At 67.6% G+C, this 24,352-nt stretch carries 20 protein-coding genes and 2 pseudogenes; 15 read left to right on the plus strand and 7 right to left on the minus strand.

What is annotated here, in order from left to right; translation table 11 throughout:
• Nucleotides 1-44 precede the first annotated feature (44 nt).
• The 3 genes from IG99_RS30375 to eccE all read right to left on the minus strand — a co-directional run bounded on the left by IG99_RS30375 (nucleotide 45) and on the right by eccE (nucleotide 6,015).
• Entirely contained in the window at nucleotides 45-3,563 is a 3,519-nt protein-coding gene (locus tag IG99_RS30375; protein ID WP_037679493.1) for an SCO5717 family growth-regulating ATPase, read from the minus strand.
• A 344-nt stretch (nucleotides 3,564-3,907) separates the two neighbouring features.
• Nucleotides 3,908-4,702, minus strand: coding sequence for a hypothetical protein (locus IG99_RS30380; protein WP_037679497.1), 795 nt, complete (start codon nucleotides 4,700-4,702; stop codon nucleotides 3,908-3,910).
• Nucleotides 4,699-6,015 (minus strand): type VII secretion protein EccE, encoded by a 1,317-nt coding sequence (gene eccE, locus IG99_RS30385; RefSeq protein WP_107056061.1) that lies wholly within the window; start codon nucleotides 6,013-6,015, stop codon nucleotides 4,699-4,701. The genes IG99_RS30380 and eccE overlap by 4 nt, the downstream gene beginning before the upstream one ends.
• Nucleotides 6,016-6,212: 197 nt before the next feature.
• Between eccE and eccB the strand changes: the two genes are divergently transcribed.
• From eccB to IG99_RS49065, 15 genes and pseudogenes are all read left to right on the plus strand, one after another.
• Nucleotides 6,213-7,733 (plus strand): type VII secretion protein EccB, encoded by a 1,521-nt coding sequence (gene eccB / locus IG99_RS30390; RefSeq protein ID WP_037679504.1) that lies wholly within the window; start codon nucleotides 6,213-6,215, stop codon nucleotides 7,731-7,733.
• Nucleotides 7,734-7,745: 12 nt separating this feature from the next.
• The gene (gene mycP / locus IG99_RS30395) at nucleotides 7,746-9,026 is read left to right on the plus strand and encodes a type VII secretion-associated serine protease mycosin (RefSeq protein WP_037679507.1); all 1,281 of its coding nucleotides are present in this window, start codon (nucleotides 7,746-7,748) and stop codon (nucleotides 9,024-9,026) included.
• 283 nt (nucleotides 9,027-9,309) lie between these two features.
• On the plus strand, nucleotides 9,310-9,780 hold the full coding sequence (locus IG99_RS30400; protein WP_063768353.1) for a hypothetical protein: 471 nt from the start codon (nucleotides 9,310-9,312) through the stop codon (nucleotides 9,778-9,780).
• Complete coding sequence (locus IG99_RS49050) at nucleotides 9,780-11,459, plus strand: WXG100 family type VII secretion target (RefSeq protein WP_158973266.1); 1,680 nt, start codon at nucleotides 9,780-9,782, stop codon at nucleotides 11,457-11,459. The genes IG99_RS30400 and IG99_RS49050 overlap by 1 nt, the downstream gene beginning before the upstream one ends.
• 96 nt (nucleotides 11,460-11,555) lie before the next feature.
• The gene (locus IG99_RS30410) at nucleotides 11,556-12,764 is read left to right on the plus strand and encodes a S8 family serine peptidase (RefSeq protein ID WP_234312021.1); all 1,209 of its coding nucleotides are present in this window, start codon (nucleotides 11,556-11,558) and stop codon (nucleotides 12,762-12,764) included.
• A gap of 51 nt (nucleotides 12,765-12,815) precedes the next feature.
• Nucleotides 12,816-13,154, plus strand: a complete 339-nt coding sequence (locus IG99_RS30415; RefSeq protein ID WP_037679513.1) for a WXG100 family type VII secretion target — start codon at nucleotides 12,816-12,818, stop codon at nucleotides 13,152-13,154.
• Between the two features lie 57 nt (nucleotides 13,155-13,211).
• On the plus strand, nucleotides 13,212-13,514 hold the full coding sequence (locus tag IG99_RS30420) for a WXG100 family type VII secretion target (RefSeq protein ID WP_037679516.1): 303 nt from the start codon (nucleotides 13,212-13,214) through the stop codon (nucleotides 13,512-13,514).
• Nucleotides 13,515-13,606: 92 nt separating this feature from the next.
• A complete protein-coding gene (locus IG99_RS30425; RefSeq protein WP_158973267.1) occupies nucleotides 13,607-14,188 on the plus strand; it encodes a hypothetical protein in 582 nt (193 codons plus the stop codon).
• Entirely contained in the window at nucleotides 14,182-14,475 is a 294-nt protein-coding gene (locus tag IG99_RS51730) for a hypothetical protein (RefSeq protein ID WP_324606145.1), read from the plus strand. Before IG99_RS30425 ends, IG99_RS51730 begins: the two co-directional genes overlap by 7 nt.
• 15 nt (nucleotides 14,476-14,490) lie before the next feature.
• Nucleotides 14,491-14,865, plus strand: coding sequence for a hypothetical protein (locus IG99_RS51735; protein WP_324606146.1), 375 nt, complete (start codon nucleotides 14,491-14,493; stop codon nucleotides 14,863-14,865).
• Nucleotides 14,865-15,565: pseudogene (locus IG99_RS51740) on the plus strand (putative T7SS-secreted protein); the annotation flags it as partial. The gene IG99_RS51735 and the pseudogene IG99_RS51740, both read left to right, overlap by 1 nt.
• 456 nt (nucleotides 15,566-16,021) lie before the next feature.
• Nucleotides 16,022-16,600, plus strand: a complete 579-nt coding sequence (locus IG99_RS51745; protein ID WP_324606147.1) for a toxin glutamine deamidase domain-containing protein — start codon at nucleotides 16,022-16,024, stop codon at nucleotides 16,598-16,600.
• Nucleotides 16,601-16,930, plus strand: a complete 330-nt coding sequence (locus IG99_RS46210; RefSeq protein ID WP_078947993.1) for a hypothetical protein — start codon at nucleotides 16,601-16,603, stop codon at nucleotides 16,928-16,930.
• Nucleotides 16,917-18,212, plus strand: coding sequence for a YrhB domain-containing protein (locus IG99_RS44850; RefSeq protein WP_037679525.1), 1,296 nt, complete (start codon nucleotides 16,917-16,919; stop codon nucleotides 18,210-18,212). The genes IG99_RS46210 and IG99_RS44850 overlap by 14 nt, the downstream gene beginning before the upstream one ends.
• Nucleotides 18,213-18,719: 507 nt before the next feature.
• A pseudogene (locus IG99_RS49065) lies at nucleotides 18,720-19,868 on the plus strand (IS630 family transposase).
• A gap of 252 nt (nucleotides 19,869-20,120) precedes the next feature.
• Here the strand turns inward: IG99_RS49065 and IG99_RS49070 are convergent.
• From IG99_RS49070 to IG99_RS30470, 4 genes are read right to left on the minus strand one after another with little or no spacing between them, the layout of a single operon-like run.
• The gene (locus IG99_RS49070) at nucleotides 20,121-20,807 is read right to left on the minus strand and encodes a hypothetical protein (protein ID WP_158973269.1); all 687 of its coding nucleotides are present in this window, start codon (nucleotides 20,805-20,807) and stop codon (nucleotides 20,121-20,123) included.
• On the minus strand, nucleotides 20,800-21,354 hold the full coding sequence (locus IG99_RS49075; protein WP_037679527.1) for a hypothetical protein: 555 nt from the start codon (nucleotides 21,352-21,354) through the stop codon (nucleotides 20,800-20,802). Before IG99_RS49075 ends, IG99_RS49070 begins: the two co-directional genes overlap by 8 nt.
• A gap of 55 nt (nucleotides 21,355-21,409) precedes the next feature.
• Nucleotides 21,410-23,689 (minus strand): hypothetical protein, encoded by a 2,280-nt coding sequence (locus tag IG99_RS30465; protein ID WP_037679529.1) that lies wholly within the window; start codon nucleotides 23,687-23,689, stop codon nucleotides 21,410-21,412.
• The gene (locus IG99_RS30470) at nucleotides 23,689-24,231 is read right to left on the minus strand and encodes a hypothetical protein (RefSeq protein ID WP_037679531.1); all 543 of its coding nucleotides are present in this window, start codon (nucleotides 24,229-24,231) and stop codon (nucleotides 23,689-23,691) included. Before IG99_RS30470 ends, IG99_RS30465 begins: the two co-directional genes overlap by 1 nt.
• Nucleotides 24,232-24,352 lie beyond the last annotated feature (121 nt).

Here is a 24,352-nt window from a genome sequence, read left to right on the forward strand (position 1 = left end):
CGGAGGCACCGGCCGCCCTTCGTCGTGCCGTGAGTCGCCCGGGGTTACTGCTGCTGCGGGGGCGGCGGGGGAGGGGTCTGGCCGTCGGGGTGCGGCGGTTGCTGGGCGTGGGGATCCTGCGGGGGCTGGGGTGCTGCCTGCGGGTAGCCCGCGGGGTAACCGGGCTGACCCGGTTGGCCGGGCTGGCCCTGGTGTGGCGGGTAGGGCTCACCGGCGTGCGGGTAGGGCTGACCGGCGTGCGGGTACGGCTGCGGCTGGCCGGGGGCGGCCTGCCCGGGCTGGGCCTCTCCGCCCTGCGGATAGGGCTGACCCGGGGCGTACGGCTGGCCGGGGTGCGGGGGCTGAGGGTAGGCACCGGGCTGACCGGGATGCTGTGGCCCGGGGCCGGGCCGGCCGGGGGCCTGCTGGCCCGGGGCGGGGTGCCCGGGCATCGGCTGCCCCGGCATCGGCTGCCCCGGCATCGGCTGCCCCGGCATCGGGTGCCCCGGCATCGGCTGGCCGGGATGGGGCTGCCCGGCGTGGGGCTGCCCGGCGTGGGGCTGCCCGGCGTGGGGCTGCCCGGGGTGGGGCTGGCCCGGGTACTGGCCGGGGTACTGCTGACCCGGGAACGGGCCCGGCATGGGCTGGTCCGGGGCCTGCGGGCTGGGCATCGGCGGGGCGGCCACCGGCGGCGGGTTGCCGTCGGAGGTCCACAGGCCGTGCGCCTGCTGGTGGCGGACGAAGTCCTCGGCGACCATCGCCGCGAGGTTGAAGTACGCCTCCCGCACCTTCGGCCGCATCATGTCGAGGTTGACCTCGGCACCGGCGGAGAGATGCTCGTCGAAGGGCACCACGACGACGCCCCGGCACCGTGTCTCGAAGTGCGACACGATGTCCTCGACCTTGATCATCTTTCCGGTCTCGCGCACACCCGAGATCACGGTGATGGAGCGCGAGACCAGCCCGGCGTACCCGTGCGCGGACAGCCAGTCCAGCGTCGTACTGGCGCTGCTCGCACCGTCCACGGACGGCGTCGAGATGATGATGAGCTGGTCGGCGAGGTCGAGCACACCGCGCATGGCGCTGTAGAGCAGACCGGTGCCCGAGTCGGTGAGGATGACCGGGTACTGCTTGCCGAGCACCTCGATCGCCCGCCGGTAGTCCTCGTCGTTGAAGGTCGTGGACACGGCCGGGTCGACGTCGTTGGCGATGATCTCCAAGCCGGAGGGGGCCTGGGAGGTGAACCGCCGGATGTCCATGTACGAGTGGAGGTACGGGATCGCCTGGACGAGGTCACGGATGGTGGCCCCGGTCTCCCGGCGCACCCGGCGGCCGAGCGTGCCGGCGTCCGGGTTGGCGTCGATGGCGAGGATCTTGTCCTGCCGCTCTATGGCGAGGGTGGAGCCGAGCGCGGTGGTCGTGGTCGTCTTGCCGACGCCGCCCTTGAGGCTGATCACGGCGATGCGGTAGCAGGAGAGCACCGGTGTGCGGATCAGCTCCAACTTCCGCTGCCGCTCGGCCTCCTCCTTCTTCCCCCCGATCTTGAACCGGGAGGGCGCGGACGTGGGGCGTCCGCTCTTCGCCTTCTGCTTCTTGTTGTTGAGCAGCCGGTCGGAGGACAGCTCCACGGCCGCGGTGTAACCGAGCGGCGCGGCACCGGGGTTCGTCACCTGGCGCTGGTCGTGCTGCATCGGCTGCGGCCACGCGGCCCCGGCCCGCGGGTCCACGGGCTGCGGTGCGCCCTGCGGGTGCTGACCGGCGTGCTGGGGCGGCTGAGCGCCGTGCGGGGTCCCGTGCGGGGGCGCCCCTTCGGGCTGCGGCTGTCCCTGCTGGGCCGGGGGCTGCGGCGCGTTCGGGTACGGGAAGCCGTAGCCGCCCGCAGCGTTCGGCGGGGGGAAGCCGTAACCCGCGGCGGCGCTGGGGTCGGCCTGGGGTGCCGCGGGCGGCTGCGGCTGCGGCTGTGGAGCTGGAGGCGTGGGCTGGGGCTGCCCCTGCTGTGCGTTCGGGTACGGGTAGCCGTACGCACCGGCCGTGTCGGGGGCCGGGGGGAAGCCGTAACCACCGGGCGTCTGGGGCGTACCGGGCCCCGGGGGCTGCGGGGCGCCGGGCCCTGCCTGCGCGTGGGGCGCGGCGGGGTGCGGGAAGCCGTAGCCGTGCTGCGGGTTCTGCGGGGTGGCCGGGGCTTGTGCCGCCGCCGGGTTCCAGGCGGGCGGCCCCGGCTGTGGAGCCTGTGGCTGGACGGGCTGCTGCGGGGGCGGCACGGGCGACTGTCCCTGCGACGGCTGGACATTGGGGTGCTCGCTCGGCGTCGCCGGGTCCGCAGGCTGCGGCTGTGCGGGCCACTGTGCGGCCGGGGCGGGCGCGGCGGGCTGGTACGACGGCGGCAGCGGCGGCACCCCGCTCCGCGGCACGGGCGGAGGAGCCCAGGCGGTGGACGGCGCGTCGTGCGCCGCGGCGGGCGGAGTGCCCTGCGGCTCGGCATGCGGCGCGGCTGGGCCGGCCTCGTGGGACGCGCTGACCTGCGGGGTTTCGGCGGCAGGCTCGGGCACGGGCGCCGCGGCACCGGCATGCGCGGCATCGGCATGCGCGTCGGCGGCGTGGGCGTCGGCGGCGTGTGCGTCGGTGGGAACCCGCGTCTCCTCGGAGCCGGTGACATCCTCGCCCCGCGCCGTTTCGGCTTCGGGCACGGCACTCTCAGCGTCGGCGTCCGAGAGCGGGGCCTCCTCGGCCTCGCCGCTCTCAGCCACCACGGTGCCCTCAGCCCCGGCCACCGGAGCCGCGAAACCCTCCGAGCCCTCATCCTCCGCCGCAGCGGACGCGTCGTCACCGTCAGGGCGCGAGCCGTCGAAGTCCAAGTCGCCCGAACCGGCCGACTCTTCCTCGGCAACCGCCCCGTCGACGTCGGCAGCCGTGTCAGCCCCACCGGAGACCTCGGCCTCCTCACCCGTCGCCGTGACCGGCGCGGAGCTGTCCGCGCCCTCGGCTTCACCCTCGACCTCAGCCGCGGCCGCCCGCTCCGCGATCTCGCGCTTCAGGGCGACGGAGGAGAACCGCATGGTGGCGCCGCTCTCCAGATCACCGTTCCCGGAATCCGTGTCCTGATCCGCGGAGTCGACCGGAGGCACCGGCGGTGGCGCCCACTGCCCTTGAGGGTGCCCCTCCGGCTGGGCCTGCTGCGGCGCGTAGCCGCTCCCCTCCGGGAAGCCGGGCGCGCCGACGGCACCCCCCGTCTGAGGCGCGGGCGGTGTGTGAGGAGCGCCCTGGAAGGGGCCCGGAACCGGAGCCTGCGGAGGGAACGGGGTCCCCGTCCCACTCACCGGCGTCGCGGGAGAGGCGGAAGGCGCAGGAGCCGCCGGAGGTGTGAACGGAGCCCCGGAAGCAGGCCCGGAGCCCGTACCCGGACCCTCGCCCGAGCCGCCGCCCGCACCAGTCCCCGGACCGTCCCCCGCGTTCTGCGTGTACCAGGCGGGCGGTGCGTAGTCGATGGTGAACTCCCCCGTCGCCTCGACGGCGGAGTCCGCGTCGGGCTGGTCATCGCCGGGTGTTGCCCAGCCCCCGCGGATCCCGTCCCGATCGCTGCTCACAATTCCTCCTGGTGTGGTCGAGCACCCTCATGCCGTGCCGGGGCGACCATTACTTGTCGTCCTTTGTCGTTCGAGGTCGTCCGATCCACCGGCTCTCCCCCTGGGACGCCGACGCCCGGTCCACGGGTTCTGGCCCGGCGTCCACTCCCAGCCTAATCACCACGCGCCGCACCTCAGCAGGCCCGTCCGTTCCACAGCACACGCACACGACGTCACACCGTGCTCAGAAGTGCCGTACGGCGCCTCACCATTGACCAATAAATCATCCGATAGTGACCAAGGCATCGCGCGATAAAATGAACGAAACGACAACACGTGCCCAATTCCAGGCGGAAGTCGCTGATTCAGTCCATCCTTCTGGGCCTACCCAACAATCCGATCTCGGCATCAGTGGGTTGGGTCAGCACGTACTGCCGGTCGCGGTCCGCACACCAGAGCGTGAGTCCGTCGGAGAGCGTCGGCAGGGCCTCGACCTCGCCCTGGGGCAGCGCCATCGTGCGCCCCAACTCCGTGGCCTCGTCCGGCGAGATCCGCTGCACACCGACCAGCCGGGCCTGCCGTACGAGCCGCGGCGCCAGGGGACTGAGATACGGCAGCAGCGTCAGCACCGACTGCCACGGCCCCGAGACGACCCGCCCGCGCGGGGGCCGCATACCGCAGTCCCGCACCACGAGCACCGGTGTTCCGGCCGACGTGCCCTGCGGCGGCACCCGTCCGACGTCGTACACGGCCAGGCCGTTCTGCCCGCCGCCCATGGCATGCACCATCTGCATCCAGGCCTGCGGCCGCCCGGTCTCCACGGCGACCCGCGCTCCCGTCGCCGCCGCTCGCAGGGCGATGACCTGCGCGGTCCACAGACCTCCGATGAGGACGACGTCGTACGGCGTCGGCCGGTTGAGCCCCAGCACCGCCGGGCGCCCCTCCGCGTCCACTCCGATGACGACGCCGTCGTCCCCGATGGGCAGCGTGAGGGCGGACAGTTGGTCCAGCGGCACGGAGTGGCGTCCGTGGCGGGGGCCGAGCAACCCGAAGCCACGGCGCAGCAGTTCGCGTGCCCGCCCGTCGCCGGAGGGCTGCGGCTCGCCGGGAGCGGCGGCCGTCCGTGCCGCCCGGGCCGTGCGTGCGGTCGTCGGTGTCACCGGGCACCTCCGAGAGGCAGAGTGGCGAGCATGCCGGGCACCTGTTCCCGGTCGAGGCGGGCCAGTCCCGCACCCGCGTGGCGTGCCGCCGCCTGTACCGCGCGCCGGGCCGCTACGAGTTCATCGTCACTGCGCCCGGTCACCCGCAGATGACCGCACAGGGACACCTCCTGGCGCTCCCCGCGCGTGAGGGTCAGGCTGAAGGTGGTGGCGAGCGCGGGGACGGCGGTGACCAGCGCGAGGAACTGCGGCAGCGACGGCGCCCGCCTGCCGCCCAGGGTGGGCCAGCGGCGTATCCAGTACGTCGTGTGCCGGCGGTTGTCGCAGCGCCAGCTGCGGCCCAACTCCTCGGTCCGCCGCTCCCGCGCCTCCGTCCGCCCCGCCTCCGCCGTCACCAGCGGATTGGCGCTGGCCGAGGTGGCGATCGCGGTGGTCAGCTCCTCCTCGTCGAGGACGGTGACCCGGAACCCGGCCCCGGTCAGCCGGCTCGCCAGATGGTCGGCCGCCCGGACGACGCACTTCTGCGCCCCGACGAGACCACCGCCGCGCGCGGCCACCGCCTCCGGACACAGCTCGGGGTCGAGTTTCAGCGCGATCCACGTGATGCGCACCGCGGGAGCGCCGGTTTGCTCCTGCAGCGGCGCGTAGTTGGAGACGGCCACCGACTGCTGGGGGAGATGGAGCGCGGGCGCGGGCTGCGTGTGCAGCACGACCTGCGCCGACTCCAGGCGGATCCCGTCCACCTCGAGGGCGTCGTGCACCAGGGCGAGCGGCAGCGGCTGCCGGTTGCGCTCGGCCCGCAACGCGGTCGCGTCGGCCTCCACCTGGAGGACGGCGGTGACGAAGGTGCCGTCCCCGACGATGCCGATGGGCCGCCGGTCACGGCTCGCGTACGTGTACGTCCGCAGGCTCGGGTCGCACTCCACGGCGGGGGCGAACCCCGGTTCCGTGCCGACCGGTATCGGTGTGTTCGCGGCGCGCCGCTGCCGGGCCCGCAGCGCCCGCGCCGTACCGAACCACTCCGGAAGGGAGCGGCCGCGGCGGCGGACGAAGGCGGCGAGCACCAGAAGGACCGCGACGACGCCCGCCACGATCAGGGCGACCGGGTCGATCACCCATCCGACCAGCAGCGCGGCGGCCGCGATCTCCAGCAGCACGAGACGTTGCAACCGGAACACCCCGGCCTGCCCGGACCGCGATCTGAGATGGAGCGCACCCGACGCCGACGACCGCTGTTCCGGTTCCGGCCGCGGCGCGGAGGAACCCCGCGTCCCCGACCGGCCACGGGACCGCACGCGCGTTCCGGAAGCCATCACTCCATCCCCCCGTTTTGCTCACAACTCGCCTGTGTTTCAGCACCACACAGGGCCCTCGAAGGTCCAGGCACCCTACCCGCTCCACAAGTCTCCGCGGATACCAGGCATAGTAGGGGGCCGGTCTGACATCGGAGGGCGCGGGACCGCGTCACCGGCGAGCGCGGCCCAGCGAAAACGGGGAGAGACAGGCACAGATGGCATCTCGGCGGGACCAGCTCAATGCCTACACCTTCGCGAAGCGCCGCATGCTCGCGGCCTTCCTGCAGTCTTCGTCCGACGGTTCGGAGGAGGGCGCACCACGACCGCTGCGGGCGATCGTTCCCAGCATCGTCGTGGGCGTCGTCGTCATGGCCGTCTTCGGCGCCTGGGGCATGTTCAAGCCGACCGCGCCCAAGGGCTGGGACACCCCCAACGCCAAGGTGATCGTCGCCGACAAGTCGACCACCCGGTACGTCGTGCTGAAGACCGACGGCGAGGTCCAGCTGCACCCCGTCCTCAACATGGCGTCGGCCAAGCTCCTCCTCAACTCCAACCAGGGCGAGGTCGTGACGGTCGCCGAGTCCGTCCTTGACAGCGGCAAGATCCCGCACGGCGTCACCATCGGCATCCCGTACGCGCCCGACCGCCTGCCCGACCCGTCGGAGGCGGGCAGCGCGAAGCGCTGGGTGGTGTGCGAGCGCCCGAGCGCCGGCGGCGGCTCCATCCAGAAGGCGGCACTGGTACTCGCCTCCCGCGACATGAAGTCCACCGAGGGCGGGGAGCGGTTGCGCGGCGGTCAACTCCTCTACGTCGTCGGCCCCGACAAGAACCGTTACGTCGTCGACGCGAGGGGGACGGCGTACCGCGTCGACAAGTCCGACGAGCTCCTGCTGCGCGCGGTGGTCGGCTCCGGCCGCCGGCCCGAGCCGGTGTCCAAGGAGTGGTTGGCCACCCTGCACCGGGGCGACCCGATCAGCTTCCCCGACATCACCGACCAGCCCGGCACGCCCGCCGGAGCACCCGGCCAACTCGACGAGTCGGCCAACAAGGTCGGCATGGTGCTCAAGGCCTTCGACAACAACCGCGAGCAGTACTACGTGGTGTTGTCCGGCCGGGTCGCCCCCGTCTCCGCCTTCGTCGCCCAACTCCTGCTGTTCAGCGAGGAGCTGGCGCCCCTCGGCCAGGCGGGGCACGCCCGCGAGGTCAGCCCGGGCGCGATCGTCCCGGGCAAGCCGTTCGGTACCGAGCACCGCTGGCCGATCGGCGACCCCGCCCCCGTCAACATGCCGTCGGGCGCCAGCGGCACCCGGAGCACGATCTGCAACGTCCTGCGGGACGTCAACGGCGCCGGCGTCACGACCCTGAGCACCTGGGCGGGCACCGACTTCCCCGCCAAGCTCCCCACCGGTTCCTCCAGCGCCTACGTCACCCCCGGCTCCGGCCAGCTCTACCGCCAGTTCCAGGGCCGGGCGACCAAGTCGGGGCCCGTCTTCCTCGTCACCGACACCGGCCTGCGCTACGTCCTGCAGTCCAACGCCGACAGCGCCACCAACGACGCGGGCATCGGTACGACGAAGAAGGACCGTGAGCAGCTCCAGCAGGAGGCCAAGCAGGCCCAGACCCGCCTGGGCTACGCCGACGTCGACCCGGCTCCGATCCCCGCGACCTGGTCGGAGTTCCTGCCGACCGGCCCCCGCCTGTCCACAGCGGCGGCCCGCCAGCCGCAGGGTTCCTGAGGAGGGACAGCGATGGTGCTGCGTACGAAGGGGCGCTCGGCGAGGCGGGCGACGGGACTGCGTACGACCCTGGTGGCGGCCGCGACCCTGCTCGCCACGGCGACGGTCCTCACGCCTCCCCCCGCGGCGGCGGCCGATCGGCCCTACTCCGACCAGTGCTCGTTCCCCAACGGCAAGTATCCCGGCCGCCCCTGGGCCCTCCAGCGGGTCCTCCTGGACCAGCTGTGGAGCCAGTCCAAGGGCAAGGGCGTACGCGTCGCGGTCATCGACACCGGCGTGGACGTGACGAACCCCCAGCTCACCCATGCGGTGGACGCCAGGAGCGGCCGTAACTTCCTGCCGCCCGGCATCAAGGACGAGAACGGCGACCCCATCGAGCGGGGCAAGGAGAACGGCACCACCGACACCGTCGGTCACGGCACCAAGGTCGCCGGCATCATCGCGGCCCGCCCCGCCTCCGGCACCGGCTTCGTCGGCCTGGCCCCCGAGGCGACGATCATCCCCATCGAACAGAACGACGCGGAGGGCCACGGCACCGCGAACACCCTGGCCGACGCGATCAACTACGCCATCCAGGCCAAGGCCGACGTCATCAACATCTCGCAGGACACGTCGAAGGCGGTCAAGCCCGCCCCCACCCTGGAACAGGCGGTCGACGCGGCCCTCGCCCGCAACATCGTCGTCGTGGCCTCGGCGGGCAACGACGGCCTCGGCGGCAACGTCAAGAAGACCTACCCGGCCTCCTACAAGGGCGTCCTCGCCGTCGCCGCCTCCGACCGCAACAACGAACGCGCCGCCTTCTCCCAGTCCGGCGACTTCGTCGGCGTGGCGGCCCCCGGCGTCGACATCATCTCCACCGTCCCCAAGGGCGGTCACTGCTCCGACAACGGTACGAGCTTCTCCGCGCCCTATGTGGCGGGCGTCGCCGCGCTGATCAAGGCCAAGCACCGCGACTGGACCGCCCGCGAGATCGTCGCCCAGATCGAACAGACCGCGGAGCGCACCATCGCCGGCCACGACCGCCTGGTCGGCTGGGGCGTGGTGGACCCGGTCCGCGCCCTGACCGAGGACGACCACCCCGTCGAGTCCCCCGACCCCGCGGCAGGCCTCTCCAAGCCGGAGGCCCCCACCCCCGCCAAGCTCCAACTCGGCGAGACCCCCGACGAACGCAACGCCCGCCTCGCCACGTACGTGGCCGTGGGAGCGGCGGTCCTCGTGGCCGCGGCGGGCGGCACGGCGGTGGCGCTGCGGGACGCCAGGCGCCGGGCACGGAGGGTCGCGGGGGCGGAGTAGCCGAAGGGGCGAAATTTTGTCATAGCAAAGTTTCGGTCACGAGCGTCGACGGAAGCCGTGCGTTGCTCCTCGAAGTGGATCTTGCGGCCTTCGCTGAAACCAACTTGCACCTTCTTCGGTCACTTTGAGGAGGATTGGACGTCCCGAGACGGCCGAGTCGCGACAACTTCGTAACTGAGCCAACACGAAGTTCAGTTGGACGCGATTTACACAGTGACTACAGTGGTTGCCGAGTGCATGGACCACTCGACAGCTTCACCAACGGGGAACGGGGAGGGAAGGCATGCTTCCTGCGGAGGCCGGGGGCTTCAAGGTCGGCCTGGAGGCGCTCACCACCTTCAAGAATCGCGTGGACGACGTCCTGTCCACCTTCGAAGGCTCACCCGCCAGCTCTCAGAAGATCGGCGCCCACACCCTCTCCGAAGCTTCCTTCGTCGGCGGAGGCGGCTTCGGCGAGGCCAAGGGCCTGCACGCCCAGTACGAACGTGTCCACGAACGACTGACCGCCCTCTCCAAGACCCTGGGCCTCCAGATAGAGGCCATCCAGATCGCCGTCCAAGGAGCGCACGGCGACTTCACCGACGTGGACGAGGAGCAGCGGCGACGGTTCTGGGAGATCCAGACGCACATCGGCCGTGAGCAGGCGGAGGCGGAGCGGGAGAAGAAGGCGGCTGAGGCTGCGAAGCAGGGCAAGTCGGCAGAAGAGCGTTCGAGCAACACGAAGGCGGGCACTGAAGGAGGGGGCCTGTACTGATGAGCGACGAAAAGCAGCACCAGGACCCGTACGAGCTGCAGAAATTGCGGGTCGCGCAACAGGCCGGTGTCATCGACGCGGCCAGTCGTGTGTCGGAGATGACCAAGGGCTTCTTCGGCAGCTACCTCAACGCCTTCGCCAAGACGGACTTCGACGGCCACGCCCTGAACGCCATGATCGACATGGTCGATACCGCGAAGCCGGAGCACTTGGAGGAAGCGGGCAAGGCGCTGTGGGCAGCGCAGGTCGCAATTCAGGAGGCAGCCGAGGAGCTCAAGGGCCACATCAACAGAGTCGCCTGGGAGGGGGAATCGGGCGAGGCGTTCCGCACGTGGGGCGGCAACCTGGTCACCAACGCCCTCAGCCTGTCGACCTTCGCCGAAGTGGCCGGAAACCAGATCACCGCAGCGGCAACGGGCCTCGCCTCCGTCCGCAAGGCCATGCCACCCCGTGACAACCGCCCCGACCCCAAGACGGTCGACGACATCCCGACCCCCAAGCGCGTCGAGGGCAACGAGGAGTACGCGGCGGCGGTCCAGGTCGAAAAGGACCGCCAAGAGGCGATCAACCAGATGAACCGGTTGGCGTCCTTCTACGCGGTCTCGCAGGAGACGCTGGCGAAAGCGGAGCCGCCTACGTTCGAGGCTATGCCGGATGTGGGGGTGCCGAAGCCCAGTCCGAACCGCGGTGAGTACACGCCGGGCGAAGAAAGTGGCGGCGGGAGCCTCGGCCAGGCCGGCGCAGTGGGAACGTCGGGCCCACACGCCACGGAAGCATCGACTAGTCGGTTTCACACGGGAGATGCTGGGACGCCGCTCAAGCAGGTGGACGACTCGGTCGTTTACCCCGATAAGAGTGTTGGCACGGAAATCAACACCGTGGGTACTGCCCCACCCCCCGAGACTGTAAGGCCGGCAACTAGCCTGCCGCCGTCGGCGCCCGGTCCAGGCGGAGGCAATGGAGGGCAGGTTCCTCCCTTTGCCCCTGGCACGGTGCCTCCTACCTTCAATGGGCCCGCTGGACGGGCCCCGGGCCTTGGTGGAGGATCCGGGCCCAGGGCACCGATTTCGGCACAGGGACGCGCGGGAAATCCGAACGGCACCGCAGCTGGGCGTGGCACCACGGGACCGATGGGACGGGCTGCGGGTACAGGTCAGTCCGGCATCCGAGGTGGCAGCACAGCGACAGGTGCTTCGCCCATCGGCCGCGGGGTCTCTGGTGGCACCCCGCGTCCGCTTGGCGGAACGACGAGCGGACGGGCGGGTGGAGGAGGCTCCACAGGAGCGGCACGTGGCAACGGCATCATTGGAGGCAGGCCCGCCACGTCTGCAATTTCCGGATCGACCGGCGCCAGGGTCCCTCGCGGTACGGTCGTCGGCGCCGGGGGAAACCCGAGTTCGCGCGCACCGGCTGGCAAGATCGGACAGCGTGGCGTCATCGGAGCGCAGCCCCCCGGCACTGACAGCCGTCCCGGGCCGTCTGGTCGTCCGGGGCGCCCGGTGACAGGAAATGCAGACGGTGTCGTAGGTACGCCTACAGGCCGAGCTTCAGCAGCGAGAAGCGGCGGCAACACGGCCCAACGCCCCACAAGCGCACGGCGCAACAACAACCGTGAAGAACGCGAAGGCCAACGTCAGCCCGAGACCGAGCGGCGCAACACGCAGCCATCGACTGACTGAACACGAGCGAGGATCTACAGAGGCATGACACGGACCAGCCCACGTGGCAGATTGACCGCGGCCTTCGCGGGGCGTGCCGGAAGACGGGTGTCCACCGTGGGCACCGTCCTCGGTGCACTCGCCATTGCATCCTCCGGGCTGGCTCCGAGCGCTGTTGCTGCCGACGTCCAGTCGAAGCAGTGGTACCTGAACCTGATGGGTGCCGAAGGTATGTGGAAGACCAGCACTGGAAAGGGCGTCAAGGTCGCTGTCCTTGATACCGGTGTGAATCCTTCAACAGCGTCGCTCAAGGGGCAGGTGCTTGCCGGCGAGGTGCCGAAGTCCGTTTCCTATGGCGCAACCAAGGACTACGAGGGTCACGGCACCACAATGGCGGAGCTGATCGCGGGTACCGGCGCCGGCGGCGGTCTGAAGGGCTTGGCTCCTGGCGCCAAGATCGTCCCTTATCGGGTGCTCCTGGAGGACACCCCCGACAAGGAAAAGACTTCTGAAGTCGCGGACGCGATTCGGGCCGCTGCGGACAGCGACGCACAGATCATCAGCATGTCCTTCGGCGGTGACACGATCGACCCGGACGAGGAGAAGGCGGTCAAGTACGCCGAGTCTAAGGGTAAGTTGATGTTCGCTGGCACTGGCAATGACGCCACGAAGAAAAACTTCATCGGTTACCCGGCTGCGTATCCCTATGTGGTGGGCGTGGCCGCAGCCGATAAATCGGGCAAGGTGGCCGACTACTCAGAGCACGGCAGCTACGTTGATCTGGCTGCTCCGGGACTCAACCTGCCGCGCTGGTGTGACGCGACGTTCCGCGCATACTGCGACAACGGAGGAGGCACCAGCTCCGCCACCGCCATTGCCTCCGCTTCCGCTGCCCTCATCTGGTCCGCCCACCCCAAGTGGACGGCCAATCAAGTGCTCCGGAGCCTGATCGACACAGCTGGCCGCGACTGGCCAAAAGACCAGCCGAGTAACTACCTCGGCTACGGCCTGGTCCGCCCCCGCAAGGTGCTGGCAAACAGCAACATCAATCCAGGCCCCGCCAACACCGACCCGCTGAGCTTCGAAAACGGAACCGGTGTGGAAGGAACGGCGGACTCCTCCTCGCCGTCCCCCTCCAAATCCACCTCCGCCTCGGTTGGCGGCCAAGCCTCCAACGACAAGTCAGGCGGCAAGAACTCCGCAGCAGCATCAAGCTCGGACTCGTCCGACGGCAACACCCAACTCTGGGTGGCGATCGGCGCGGCACTCGTGCTGGCGGTCGGCGGCGCCACCTTCGCCGTCGTACGCAAAAGGCGAACCACCTGACGCACCCCAGTAACACGCACCACCCCGAACTTCACGAAGGGAAGTCCCGTAATGGCAGCTGGTCAGCGGCTCAATGACGGCGATGTAGTCAAGCTCGAAAAGAACATCGTGGAGAGGTACGAGTCCATCAAGAGCCAGCTCTCCCGCCTCCAGGGCACGCTGGACACGATGGAGGCCAACTGGCGAGGCATCGGCGCCAAGGCCTTCAACGACAAGCAGGTCGAGATCAACGAGCGCGTCAAGCACATCGGTTCGCTGCTCACCTGGTTCCTGGACAACATCAACGCCACCCGCAAGGACAAGGACAAGCTCGAGGACGAGGTCCGCGCGACCATGTCGAGCATCGACGTCCAGCAGGGCGGCGCGCACTCGGCTCTCAACAGCTACTGAGCAAGGCCGCGAGGCCTCAGGGCCCGCACCGAACTTTCAACGAGGAGATGAGGAACCATGGCTGGAGTGCACTACGACGAGCTCGCCGTCAAGTACGGCGGTCTCGACGCGATCACCACCGAGCTCGGTAACCAGGCCAAGAAGCTCGAAGAGGACCTCCAGGCACTGAAGGCCGCCGTGGTCCAGGCCGCCGCCGGCTGGGAGGGCGAGGCCGCGACCGCCTTCGGCGAGAAGATGAAGCAGTGGGACGCCGACGCAGCCGCCATCCACACAGCCCTCGTCAGCATCGGCCACAAGGTCAACACCGCCAGCGGCGACTACCGCGGCGGCGACCTCAAGGCAGCCAGCTACTTCCAGTGAGCTGACAAAGCTGGCATAGCCGACAGAGTTCATGCGGGGTGGGCACGCGCGGGAGGTGCCCACCCCGTCTCGTAGCACGTCAAGGAACCACAGTGGTCTGGGACGAGTGGGAAGAGCTGAAAAAGCAGGCGGTCGAGCGCGAAGCAGCTACCTCCGACCGTCCTCCAGCTCCAGAAGGTGTCAGACAACCGGCGAAATCCATCGAGGAAACAGTGCCGGTCGCGGCGTCAGAGGGCCCAGCCCCTGTCGCAGGTGCCGAAGGGTCCGCATACCTCGACGCATCAGCGGTGGAGACCACTGAGCGGCTCGCATGGATCAAACATACGATCGCCCATTTTCGGGATACCACTGTCCTCGTCCCTGTCGAGCGAGGCAAGGGCTTCCTGACCGCCGACTTCGGCGGGGTGCGATGGATCCACGCCTTCACAAGTGCAGCCAATCTCACCAGATACGACCAGTTGCAGGGCCATCTAAGAGACAGACGCGACTACGTCTCCGTACTCGGCTGGCGCCTCCTGGACGTGGTGGTCCCGGAGATGGGCATGCCGTGTGGCGTGGCCTTGGACGTAGGCAGTGACGAGAACGGCGTCCTTCTCCCACCAGTCGTCGGGATCGTGCCTGACACGGTGGCAGTGGATGCCGAGGTGAACAGGAACGGGGCGAAGCCGTGGTGAATCACAGCGTCGGCGGTGACAAAGACCTGCAGTCCACGGGGATGGACGATATCGCCCAGGGGATCACTCTGACGCTGGGCGAGCTGAAAGAGCTCGGCATGGTCGGCCAGGCCGGGGCAGGCCGCGGTTTCTCCGATCTCTCCCTCTCAGGACTGGAACTGGGGCACAACGGGCTGACCTCGGCCGTCAAGTCGTTCTGCGAGCGCTGGGAGTGGGGGGTGCGCTCGCTCGTCAACGAGGGCAACAGTTTCGCGCAGGGCGTGGGTCTCGCCGCCGGCACGCTGTAGGAGACGGACCAGTACGTGGACGGCGCACTGAAGGTGGGCGCCAACTCGCTGATGGGCAATCCGTACGCGTCTGAGGACGAGGTCACCGACATGAGCTGGTCGGAGCTCGCCCGGAACAACGCGTTCGCGAACCCGGACTACAGCAAGGAGTCCTTCGAGCAAGCCTGGGACACCAGCAAGCAGGGTTGGAAGGACGCGGCTCGGGACGTGATGACCTCGCAGGCGATGACCGGGCCGATCCCTGGCCCGCTGAACCTGCAGCAGGCGACCGGCGCGAGTGATGAACAGTACGAGGCCTTCCTCGACGAGACCTTCGGGCCTTCCCCCGAAGAGCGGGCGCAGGCTGCGGCTCAGCAGCCCACGCCGCAGCAACACTGGGAGACCCGCTGATGGGTTTCGGTGATCTCCTCAACGACGGCTTGGGCAAACTCGAGGACGGTTGGGACGCCGGCAAGAAGATCGTCGGTGAGGGCGTCGAGTGGGGAGCGCACAAGCTCGGCGACGGACTGGAGTACGTCGGCGCCGACGGATTGGCCGACAAGGTCGAGGACATCGGCGACGACATCGCCTCTGACCTGGGCGCCGACGTCGCAGAGCAGCAACTCGGGCAGACCGACCAGGCCAACGAGCTGATCCATGGCAACCCGGGGCGATCCGGACCACCGCCAAACACCTGACGGATTTCCGGGCCGCCTTCGACAAGGTGGGCGAGGGGATGCGCAAGTTGGACTCCTCGCACTGGAAGGGTGAAGCAGCCGACACCTTTCGCGAGAAGTTCGCCATGCACCCGACCAAGTGGCTGCACGCCGGAGATGCCTGCGAGGCGGCGGGCAAGGCGCTCGACGCCTACGCGGACACCGTCACATGGGCGCAGAGGCAGGCCGTAGAGGCCATCGCCCTCTACAAGAAGGGCAAGAAGGCCTCCGAGCAGGCGGTCGATACGTACAACAAGAAAGTCGACGCATACAACGCAGCGATCAAGGCGGACAAGGACCCAGGGCCCCCACTGGAGCCGTTCACGGACCCTGGGCGAGGCGACATTCAGCGCGCCCGTGAGATCCTGGCCGACGCACGCCGCCAGCGTGACGAGGCTGCCAGTATCGCTGCGGAAACGGTCACCGCGGCCCTGCAGCACGCCCCGGCAGAGCCGCCTCCGCTCGACCGGCTCGAAGCCGACGCGATCGACGGAGCCGGCGCTGTCAGTACCGAATTGACGCATGTCGTGGGCGGCGTGATCAAGGGCGGCGCAGATCTGTTCAACTTCGTCCGTGGCCTGAACCCGATCGACCCGTACAACCTCACCCACCCCGCTGCGTATCTGCAGAACCTCAGCATGACCCTGTCGGGCCTCGTATCGACGGCCGCGCATCCTGAACGCATTCCCTCAGCGCTCATCGACAGCTTCAAGAAGGACCCGTCCGAGTTCGTCGGCCGACTGATTCCCGAACTCATCGGGACGAAGGGCGCCGGCCTCGCCCGCACCGCACTGCGCACCGGCGTGAAGGAAGGCCTGGAGACCAGCGCGGCCAACATGGCTTCCCACGGCATGAAGTACGGCGACGAACTCGCTGACGCCAAACAGGCCGCCACAGGAGCAGCCGACGCCCCCAAGGACTGGAGCGACCTGGCGCGCAGCACGGATCATGTGTCGGAGAAGGCTATTCACGCCGACTCGGTTGATGCGAAAGCGGCTCAGGAGTTCCTCGACGACCAGTACCCCTGGCTCAAGGATGTCAACAACACTGGAGCACACGGATATACGAACAACTGCAGCCACAACGTGGACGCGGTGAACCGGAACCTGGACGGAGAAAATGTCAGCGCGGCTCCCAGGCACCAACCCGACCACGTTCCCCCAGAGGCGCTCGGCCTCAAGGACCGGCCCAAGGGTCACTACGACATGGTCAAGAGCTACGATGACATCATTCGTGACCTGCAGAGCAGAGGCGAGGGTTCTAGAAGTGTCGTATATGTCAGCCGGCCCAACGGCACGGCGCACGTATTCAACGCGGTGAACACCTCACACGGAGTTGTTTTCCTCGATGGACAGTCCGGGACATTGGGGGCCCTCGAGAAAAATGTATCATCCATCGGCCACATTCCGTATCGTGACGGAGTCAAGTAGATGTTGAGCAAAGCCGCGGCCCTTGAGTCAGCTGCTGAATTTATCAGGAATTCGTACCCCGACAAGGCTGAATCTCTGGTGCTCCTTCCAGAGGACTGCGTTGCATACCCCTTCGGATGGGCAATCCGTTTCGACTGGAAGGAGCACCTGGAAACGGGAAATGTTGCGGATGCGCCCTTCACGTCAGTGGTGATTGTGCCGCACAACGGCGAAGCCGTCGATTTCCCCCCGACCGGCTTTCCGATGGACGAGTACATGAGCCGGCGCGCGTCGGGTGACTGGCCGACCGCAGACTGGCGGCCGAGGAGCTGGCGCGATGCACAGCCCTGAGCAACTCGCCTCCGCCTGGCTCCACCAGACCTACCGAGGCCTGGTCCAATTGTCAACGCCCAACCCGGTGTACGAGACCGCCATGGCTTGGATGTTCGCCTGCCGCACCCTGGAGCAGCCGGGGTACCCCTCTACGCCCATGCTGGCGGCCTCCCTGGTCGTTCCCAAAGACGGCAGCTCCCCGTTTCACCCCTCAACCAGTGATCCCCTCGCGGACATGGCGCCGGTCGGCCCGCAGCAGGCGGCCGACCGCGTCGCCGCCCAGTCCCGGCGGATCAACGCGCGCGGTTGCGTGGTGACTGTGCATTCCGCGATCAACGGTGCCCCGTCGACGCCCTTGCCGTGGCAGCCCTCCGACGAGGCCCCCGGTTGGTGGGACAGACTCGCTCGGCGGTACTTCCCGGGCTTCGAACGGGTCCCCGTCAGTGACTGGGACTCCCTGATCAGAGAGGTGGGAGACTCGGGCCCGGACACTCGGGGCGTGGTGTGGGTACGTCGGCAACTCGGCGGAGCGGAAGCGACTGGCAATCTGCTTTACGCGCACAACAACAAGGGGCAGGTCGTCCTACTGGACGCTCAAGCGGGAGGCCTGGCCAAGCTCGACACAACCCTCCTGCGTGAGTTGGTCGTCATCCGCCAACTGCCGGGAGGACCAGCCCAGCGCTGGCCCTGGGAATGCGAGGCAGCAGACTTCGGCTCCGCGCTGCGCAAGGCACAGCTCTGGTTGGACCAGGCGTACAACGGCGCTGTCCAACCCCTCGACCCAACACCGCAGGATGAAACCCGGCGCGGTTGGGTCTTCGCATGCAACACGAAGAGCTACCTGCGTGAGGGCCAATGGCAGGACGCCATGCTCGACGCCACGCTGGTCGTACCCAAGTCGTCGGACGAGCCTTTCGGCCTGCCCAATGCTGACCCATGGACCTGGCTGGCCCGTTGGGACGCCGGCGAGACTCCGGGCTCCCCGGGCTTCCCGAAGCCACCACCACCCGCACACGCGGCATGGTTCCAACCGACGCTGTCCACCCTTGGGCCCGTCCTTTCCGCAACAGCCCACGCGACGTGGTCCACGGCTATGGACGAGTTGCGGACTTTCCCCCTGGAAGCCCGCGCTGTCGTCTGGGTCCGCCGCGTGGATACGCGCGGACGAGAGTCCGTGGGCTGGCTTCTGAACGCGGTGCACACCCGTCAGGGTGTGATGCTGATCGACGGCGCTTCGGATGCCGTTCCCTCGCTTGAGGGCCCTGGAGTTCACTCAGTGCATGTGATCCGCTATCGCTGAGAGCGCGCAAGGCTCCGTGATGCAATTCGTTCGGGCTGGGTCATGCGACTCCGTGCCCACGAGTTCGTGCATGTCTGATGCATCTGAAGGGTTCGACATGCGTGTCGTGACCCACAACGTGCCGTCCGGCGGCACAGAGGCCGGGCATTCCACACGACCTACAGCCCCGGTAGCGGAATACATAAATCGCACGTTGCTCGAGTTCGTGTCGACTCCAAGCGCGGACGCCGCGAGGTCCTTGGCCGAGGCAGCGGTGCCACGTTTTTTCACGCTGCGCGAGAATGCAGCACAGCCTCCAGCAAGGAACTGGAAATCTTCTACCGCTTGCCTGGCGTGCTGTACTCGCACTCAGCGGAGGAGCAGCAAGAATGTGCCGCACCAACCGCATGCCACGCAAGAGTTGCAGCATTTTGCTTTCCGAACAGTGGAAAAAGATGCATGAGACTGCTGCCTCTGAGGTTGAAAGGGCGGGGTGACAGCGGGCGTTGGCGGTGCTACATCCTCGTCATGAGGTACGCGGATGGCGGCGGTCTGACCGCCGCGGGGCGGGCGAAGCGTGAAGCGGTGCGCTTTGAGGCCGCGGAGATGTTCGAGCAGGGGCTGCGGCCGCCGGAGGTGGCCCGCAGGTTACGGGTGACGCGGAAGTCGGCGTACGCCTGGCACGCAACCAGGCAACGACCGAACAAGTGAACCTGAAACCACGTCAAACGGCCCTGACCGGCTAGTCAGCCACCCCGCACAGCGGGGGAACCTCAGGGCCTGGCGGCTTTCCCTGTCAGCTCAGCGATGACCAGGCAGAACGGCTGCAAGCCGAGCTGGATGCCGGCCCTGCGACGCACGGCTGGAGCGAGGACCAGCGGTGGACTCTCGCACGCGTGGCCGAGCTGATCCACAGGCTGTTCGGGTACCGGTACACGCCACGTGGGGTGTCGTATCTGCTGCACCGGCTGGGCTGGTCACCGCAGGTTCCCGCGCACCGGGCGGTCGAGCGCGACGAGCACGCCGTAGCACGGTGGCGGACGGAGCAGTGGTCACGGGTAAGAGGACGGCCCAACTCCTGGGCGTGGATAGTCTTCGAGGACGAGGACGAGGACGAGGACGAGGACAAGGCCGGGCAGGACCTGAAACCCGGCAAGGGGCGGACCTGGTCACGGCGGGGCAGGACGCCGCTGGTCAGAGTCACGGGCAAGGGGTCCGGCCGGGTCCTGATGGCCGGGATGATCTGCGTCAGACCGGGTCGCGAGACCCGTCTGATCTACCGGACGCAGACGTACCGGGGCCGTACCGGCGAGAAGAAGGGCTTCCGGGCGCGCGAGTTCGCGGACTTGCTGACCTCCGCCCGTCGGCAGCTCGGCGATGTCCCGCTGATCGTGGTGTGGGACAACGCCAGCACCCATCACGCCAAGGCTCTGCGGGAGTTCTGTGACCGCAACAGCGACTGGCTCACCATCATCAAGCTCCCGCCCTACGCACCCGACCTCAACCCCGTCGAAGGCGTCTGGGCCCACCTGAAGAAGTCCCTGGCCAACCTCGCACCCCGCACGATCGGACGACCTCACCCCACTCGTGAAGAACCGCCTACGTGACATCCAACGCCGCCCCGAAGTCCTCAACGGCTTCATAGCCGGGACCGGGCTCGCGCTGGAGCCCCCGTAGCCCCGTCACCCCGCCCTTTCAACCTCAGCGGCAACCAGTAGCACGCGGTCCTCCAGGAGCAGGCTCCGGAAGGCCGCCGAGCGGCGTCGGCTGACTGAGTGGGGGCTGCCGAATAAGCCGGTGAAACCGCTGCGCGTGTGGCTCAACCCCAATCACGGTCCGGCATTGCATACGCACGGTCCGACATTGCACACGCTTCCCTGACTGATTCCACGGCCAATCGACAGCCGCCTGCCACGCCGTTCCGCACGATCATTGCGGGGCAGCTCTTAGGCTCGCCGAGGGTGCCTTGCTGTCCTGCGCCTGCTGCGCTCGCTCGGAAAACATCGTGGCGAATCTTTTGATAAGTGAATCCTTCATGTCCATTTTCGGGGCTGCGGCCCCATGAGTCAGAAGGATGACACTACCCACACGCACCTGAGACAAAATACTTTTGGATCCGGAAGCGAAAGAAGCGTCGGCTCCAGACACCGCGTCGTTCTGATCACCGATCTTACCCAGGTTCAGTTCCCGTGCTCCGGGGACGCGACTGGTCCATGCCTTCCATACGGGGGTGTAAGAGGATTTCGCGGTCGCTGCATCTTGGTACGTGAAGATCAGGAACGAGATTTCCGGCTTACCGCCCTCCCGTAGTACTGATCGACCTGAAAAGAGAACGTTTTTACAGGATTCCGCGGTGTAACAGTTTGTCAGGCCGGAAGAAAGAGCCTTCTTGGCGGGATACGCCGCAGGGGGCGCAGCAATGCGCCATCCCGGCACCGCCGTGCTGTCCGGAAGGACTGACTGAGTCTCCCGCAGAGACAGGCGGGACCCGGGTGCAGAATTCTCGCCGCAAGCGGTGAGTGCAATCGTGGCAGCACAGGCGAAGGCCATAGGCCTGCCCACGATCCGCCTGGAAATCAAAAGCTTTCCCATAGCTGCGATGACGGTTTCAGCCACAATTTTTGCTCACCTTTACCTGCTTGGTGTAATCGGTGGCAAGCTGTTTCATCGAGGAGGCGTCGTCGCGGCCGGAGGCAAAAACTTGGAGCACCGTGAACAGGGCCTGGCTCGGGTGACTGGCGTCTGTGCATCCTTCTGCCTTCCCCACTGCGCCGGTGCCTGAGTAGAGCAGCTTTTCGTCCGCAGTGATCTCGCCGTTGTCGACTTGGGCGTGCACGGAGGCGACCGCCGCGACACTGCCCCCCTCTTCCCACCACACTTGGCTCGCGACGAGTGCGAGTTTTCCATCCACGCTCACGTTGCATCGCTGGGTGCCGCCATTGGGGGTCACCTCGTGAATGGACAGCTTTTTCCCGGGTGGGAGGAAGGGTGACAACAAGTCTGGATTCACTGTTGTCCGACACAGTGAATTCGGCAGCGTGTACTCCCGCTTCTCCTCTTTCGAGCAGCCCAGCAGCATGGATCCGCAGGTCAATACCGCTGCCAGAACGGCAACATGCTGGGATCTCGCCGAGAAGCGAAGCAGTGAGGGTTTCAAGGTCATAGACCTTTCTGGACGGGATCGATTCAGCGAGCTGATCGGCGGGACGACGTCATCCTCAAATGTCAGTTTTAAGGTCTGCTGCCATGGCGGTCACGTTGGTTCCAGAATCATGGAAACCGCGTTCCGCGCCCACGCGAGCCCATTCACCCACATCCGGTAGATCGGTTCTGTTGCGGTTCTTCGCTGCGATCTCAGCCGCCTGCTCGGTGTATTTGTTGTTGGTGTCGAGGCCGCTCTCCCAATGTTCGCCCATAACCGGCCCGGCCTCGTCCTTGGCTTTGCCTTCCGCGTCCTTGAAGATCTCCTCCAAGATCATGCTGGTCGCGGTGCCCGCGAGGCCTCCGGCGGCCGCCCCTCCTGCGGGACTGGTGATGAAGGCCGCACCGACCCCGGTGACAGTGCCGACCACACCCGAGATCAGGTTCTTCCGCTGAGCTATGGAGTGCTCATAGGCCTTGTCCACCTCTTCGGCCTTGCCGGCAACGAATTCCGCTCGACCCTGAGCAAGGGTGCCTGTCACTTCACCTGACCCCCTGGCGGCTTGCTCGACCACGAACTGTGGGTCGTGGGCATAGCGCTGGTCTGCTGAAAGGTTGGGGTCCAAGTGATATTCCATAAGGTTGGCCATGTACGCCTTTTGGCCCACCTCTACCGCGGCGTATCCCTCGGCGTTCTGTCCGACCGTGAACAGGAACCGCGTCACGTCACGGTGTTCGAACTTGGCATCCGCGCCGGCGATCGGGAAAAGCCGGTTCGTATCCTTGTCGTCGTCATCGGTCATGGCTCGATTGATGTCCGGAAGGTACTCCGAAGCAATCTGACCGATGCTGTCACCCATGTACCCGTACTTCGTCACGCGTTCGTTGTCATCGGAGATGGACGTGACGAGGCTTTGCATGAGTTTCGTCTGCTCGCTGTTGTGAGCAGGCGTATCGAGCGTAGGCATCTCCCCCGCCGGATGCCCCGTAGTACCCGCCTCCAACGCCAGCGCCAAGTTGTTACGGCCCGCGATGCTGTCCTCGCCCTTGTCGTCCGTGTCCTGGGGCCAGTCCCGCTCTTCGAAGAGGTAGTCGAAGTTGGAGAGGGTGCGGCGGCCCATTTTGCCGTCGCCGTCGGTGTCGTGGACGAAGTCGTGGTCCTCGTCCTTGTTGACGAACTCGCCGTTGAGGAACTCGGTCGCCGCGTCCGGGCTGTTCGAGATGGCCTTGAGATAGCCGGTGAAGGGGTCCCAGCCCGAGTCGGTGCCCGTGCGGTTGAGGAGGGGGTCGCCTCCCGTGCGCTGCCACGCGCCATGGCGGCCGTTGTCCGTGAACTTCTTCTCGGTGTCGATCAGCTTGTCGCCGTAGTCGACCAGGAACCTGTCGTCGTAGTCGCCCCACCGCATCAGGTTCGTCATGACCTGCGCCCCGAGAGGGAAGCCGCCGCCCCGGCCGACGGGCTTGTCGGCCAGGTCGATCATGCTGCTCTTCCACATGGTCATGTCGGTGCTGTCGCTCTGGGACGCCGTGGCGAGGGTGAGGCTGAGGTTCTTCTGGAGGTCGTCGTACTTGTCGACCCGCTTGTGTCCGAGCTCCCAGGCACTGTGCGGGTCGTTGATGCCCGTCCAGAAGTCGAGGGTGCCCCGTGGCCCCAGGTTCGTGGCGAAGCGTTCGGCGAAGAGTTCGTCGTTGCCGTACTGCTTCAGGCCGTTGTTGAGGACGTCGAAGTCCTCGGCCGTCAGGTCTTCAGGCTTCTTCTTCGCCAGCTTCGCAAGATCGTCCGCCTTCTTCAGCGCCTCGGCCGCCGTGTCGCGGTCGTTGTAGTCGACGTCCGTGAAGCCCAGCCTGCTCTGGTCGGCGATGGCCATCAGCACCTTGTTGGCCGAGCTGTCGGTCTCCGTCGCCTTGTCGAGGATCTTCTGGAGCTCGTCACGGAGGGCGGTGATCTCGCCCTCGTTGTCCTTGTCCTGCTGGGCCCGGCCCTCCGGCGGGACGTTCGTGGTGACCGTGAACCCGCCCTCGTAGCCGATCACCGTGAGCTTGTTGTCCTGCCCGCGCTTGATGGCGGCAACGAGCTGCTTCTTGTACTGCTTCAGCTCGTCCCGGGTGTCCAGGAGGATCTTGTAGATGGACCGGGCCTGGCTGTGCGCGTCCTCGAACTCTTCGGACGTCTTTCCGATGAACTCCTTCGAGACCTGGGCGTTGCCCCCCGCCCAGCTCGCCTTGTTGGCGGTGGTCCGCAGGCCCTTCTCCGCTGAGTCCTTCAGGGTGTCCAGGTCGTCCACCATCGTCGACCAGTCGGTCACCGCGTCGTCGAGCAGGCTGAAGTCGGCTTTCCGCAGGGCGTCGAGATCCATCAGTTCTTGCCCTTCTCGTCGCCCTTGCCGTCCTTGCCGCCCTTGGCGTCGGGTTCCCCGTAGATGGAGTTCTTCTTGCCGGGCTCACCCACGCGCTCGTCGAACCCCGCGTCCAGCGCGTCGATGCTGCTCATCTGCCTGCGGATGTAGTCGTCGTCCTCCGCGTGCAGCTTCTTGGTCACCCGCATGTGGTTCGAGATGTGCGCGCAGGCGTCCCTGAGGGAGCCCAGCTGCTCGTCCCAGCGCAGCGCCACGTGCTGAAGCGCGGCGCCGAGCGCGAAGCCTCCCTGGGTGAGGACGCCGGCGGCCTTCTCACTGGTGGGCACCGCCTTGCGCCCCTTGTCCCACAGGTCGTTGTACAGCTCGAAGGCGTTCTTCCCGATCTGCGCCAGGTCCTTCTGGTTCGCCTTCAGGTCGCCGAAGCTGCTGGGGTCCGGCGCGGGGCGCCCGCCGCTGCCGGGATCCAGTTGGTTCAGCTGCATCTGAGCCGACCCACCGCCCGCCGCCTGCGACTTCAGCTGTTCCCACTCGTCCCACGCCATGCGCGGACCCCTTCCCCGTGTCCCCGTGAATCCCGCCCCTACGGCGGGACCGCTCCCTGTGGTTACCAACTGGCCAGAACCGCGGTCCAAGTTCAAGCTTGTTCGCGGATCTCGCCAAATC

The sequence above is a fragment of the Streptomyces griseus subsp. griseus genome (assembly GCF_000720255.1).
GTDB classification, from domain to species: Bacteria; Actinomycetota; Actinomycetes; order Streptomycetales; family Streptomycetaceae; genus Streptomyces; species Streptomyces griseus_I.

Bases quoted from the DNA above. Each gene is read 5' to 3' on its own strand.
- eccE (WP_107056061.1), bottom strand. From the start codon at position 6,015: ATGGCTTCCGGAACGCGCGTGCGGTCCCGTGGCCGGTCGGGGACGCGG.
- eccB (WP_037679504.1), top strand. From the start codon at position 6,213: ATGGCATCTCGGCGGGACCAGCTCAATGCCTACACCTTCGCGAAGCGC.
- mycP (WP_037679507.1), top strand. From the start codon at position 7,746: ATGGTGCTGCGTACGAAGGGGCGCTCGGCGAGGCGGGCGACGGGACTG.
- IG99_RS30400 (WP_063768353.1), top strand. From the start codon at position 9,310: ATGCTTCCTGCGGAGGCCGGGGGCTTCAAGGTCGGCCTGGAGGCGCTC.
- IG99_RS49050 (WP_158973266.1), top strand. From the start codon at position 9,780: ATGAGCGACGAAAAGCAGCACCAGGACCCGTACGAGCTGCAGAAATTG.
- IG99_RS30415 (WP_037679513.1), top strand. From the start codon at position 12,816: ATGGCAGCTGGTCAGCGGCTCAATGACGGCGATGTAGTCAAGCTCGAA.
- IG99_RS30420 (WP_037679516.1), top strand. From the start codon at position 13,212: ATGGCTGGAGTGCACTACGACGAGCTCGCCGTCAAGTACGGCGGTCTC.
- IG99_RS51745 (WP_324606147.1), top strand. From the start codon at position 16,022: ATGAAGTACGGCGACGAACTCGCTGACGCCAAACAGGCCGCCACAGGA.
- IG99_RS46210 (WP_078947993.1), top strand. From the start codon at position 16,601: ATGTTGAGCAAAGCCGCGGCCCTTGAGTCAGCTGCTGAATTTATCAGG.
- IG99_RS44850 (WP_037679525.1), top strand. From the start codon at position 16,917: ATGCACAGCCCTGAGCAACTCGCCTCCGCCTGGCTCCACCAGACCTAC.
- IG99_RS49075 (WP_037679527.1), bottom strand. From the start codon at position 21,354: ATGACCTTGAAACCCTCACTGCTTCGCTTCTCGGCGAGATCCCAGCAT.
- IG99_RS30465 (WP_037679529.1), bottom strand. From the start codon at position 23,689: ATGGATCTCGACGCCCTGCGGAAAGCCGACTTCAGCCTGCTCGACGAC.
- IG99_RS30470 (WP_037679531.1), bottom strand. From the start codon at position 24,231: ATGGCGTGGGACGAGTGGGAACAGCTGAAGTCGCAGGCGGCGGGCGGT.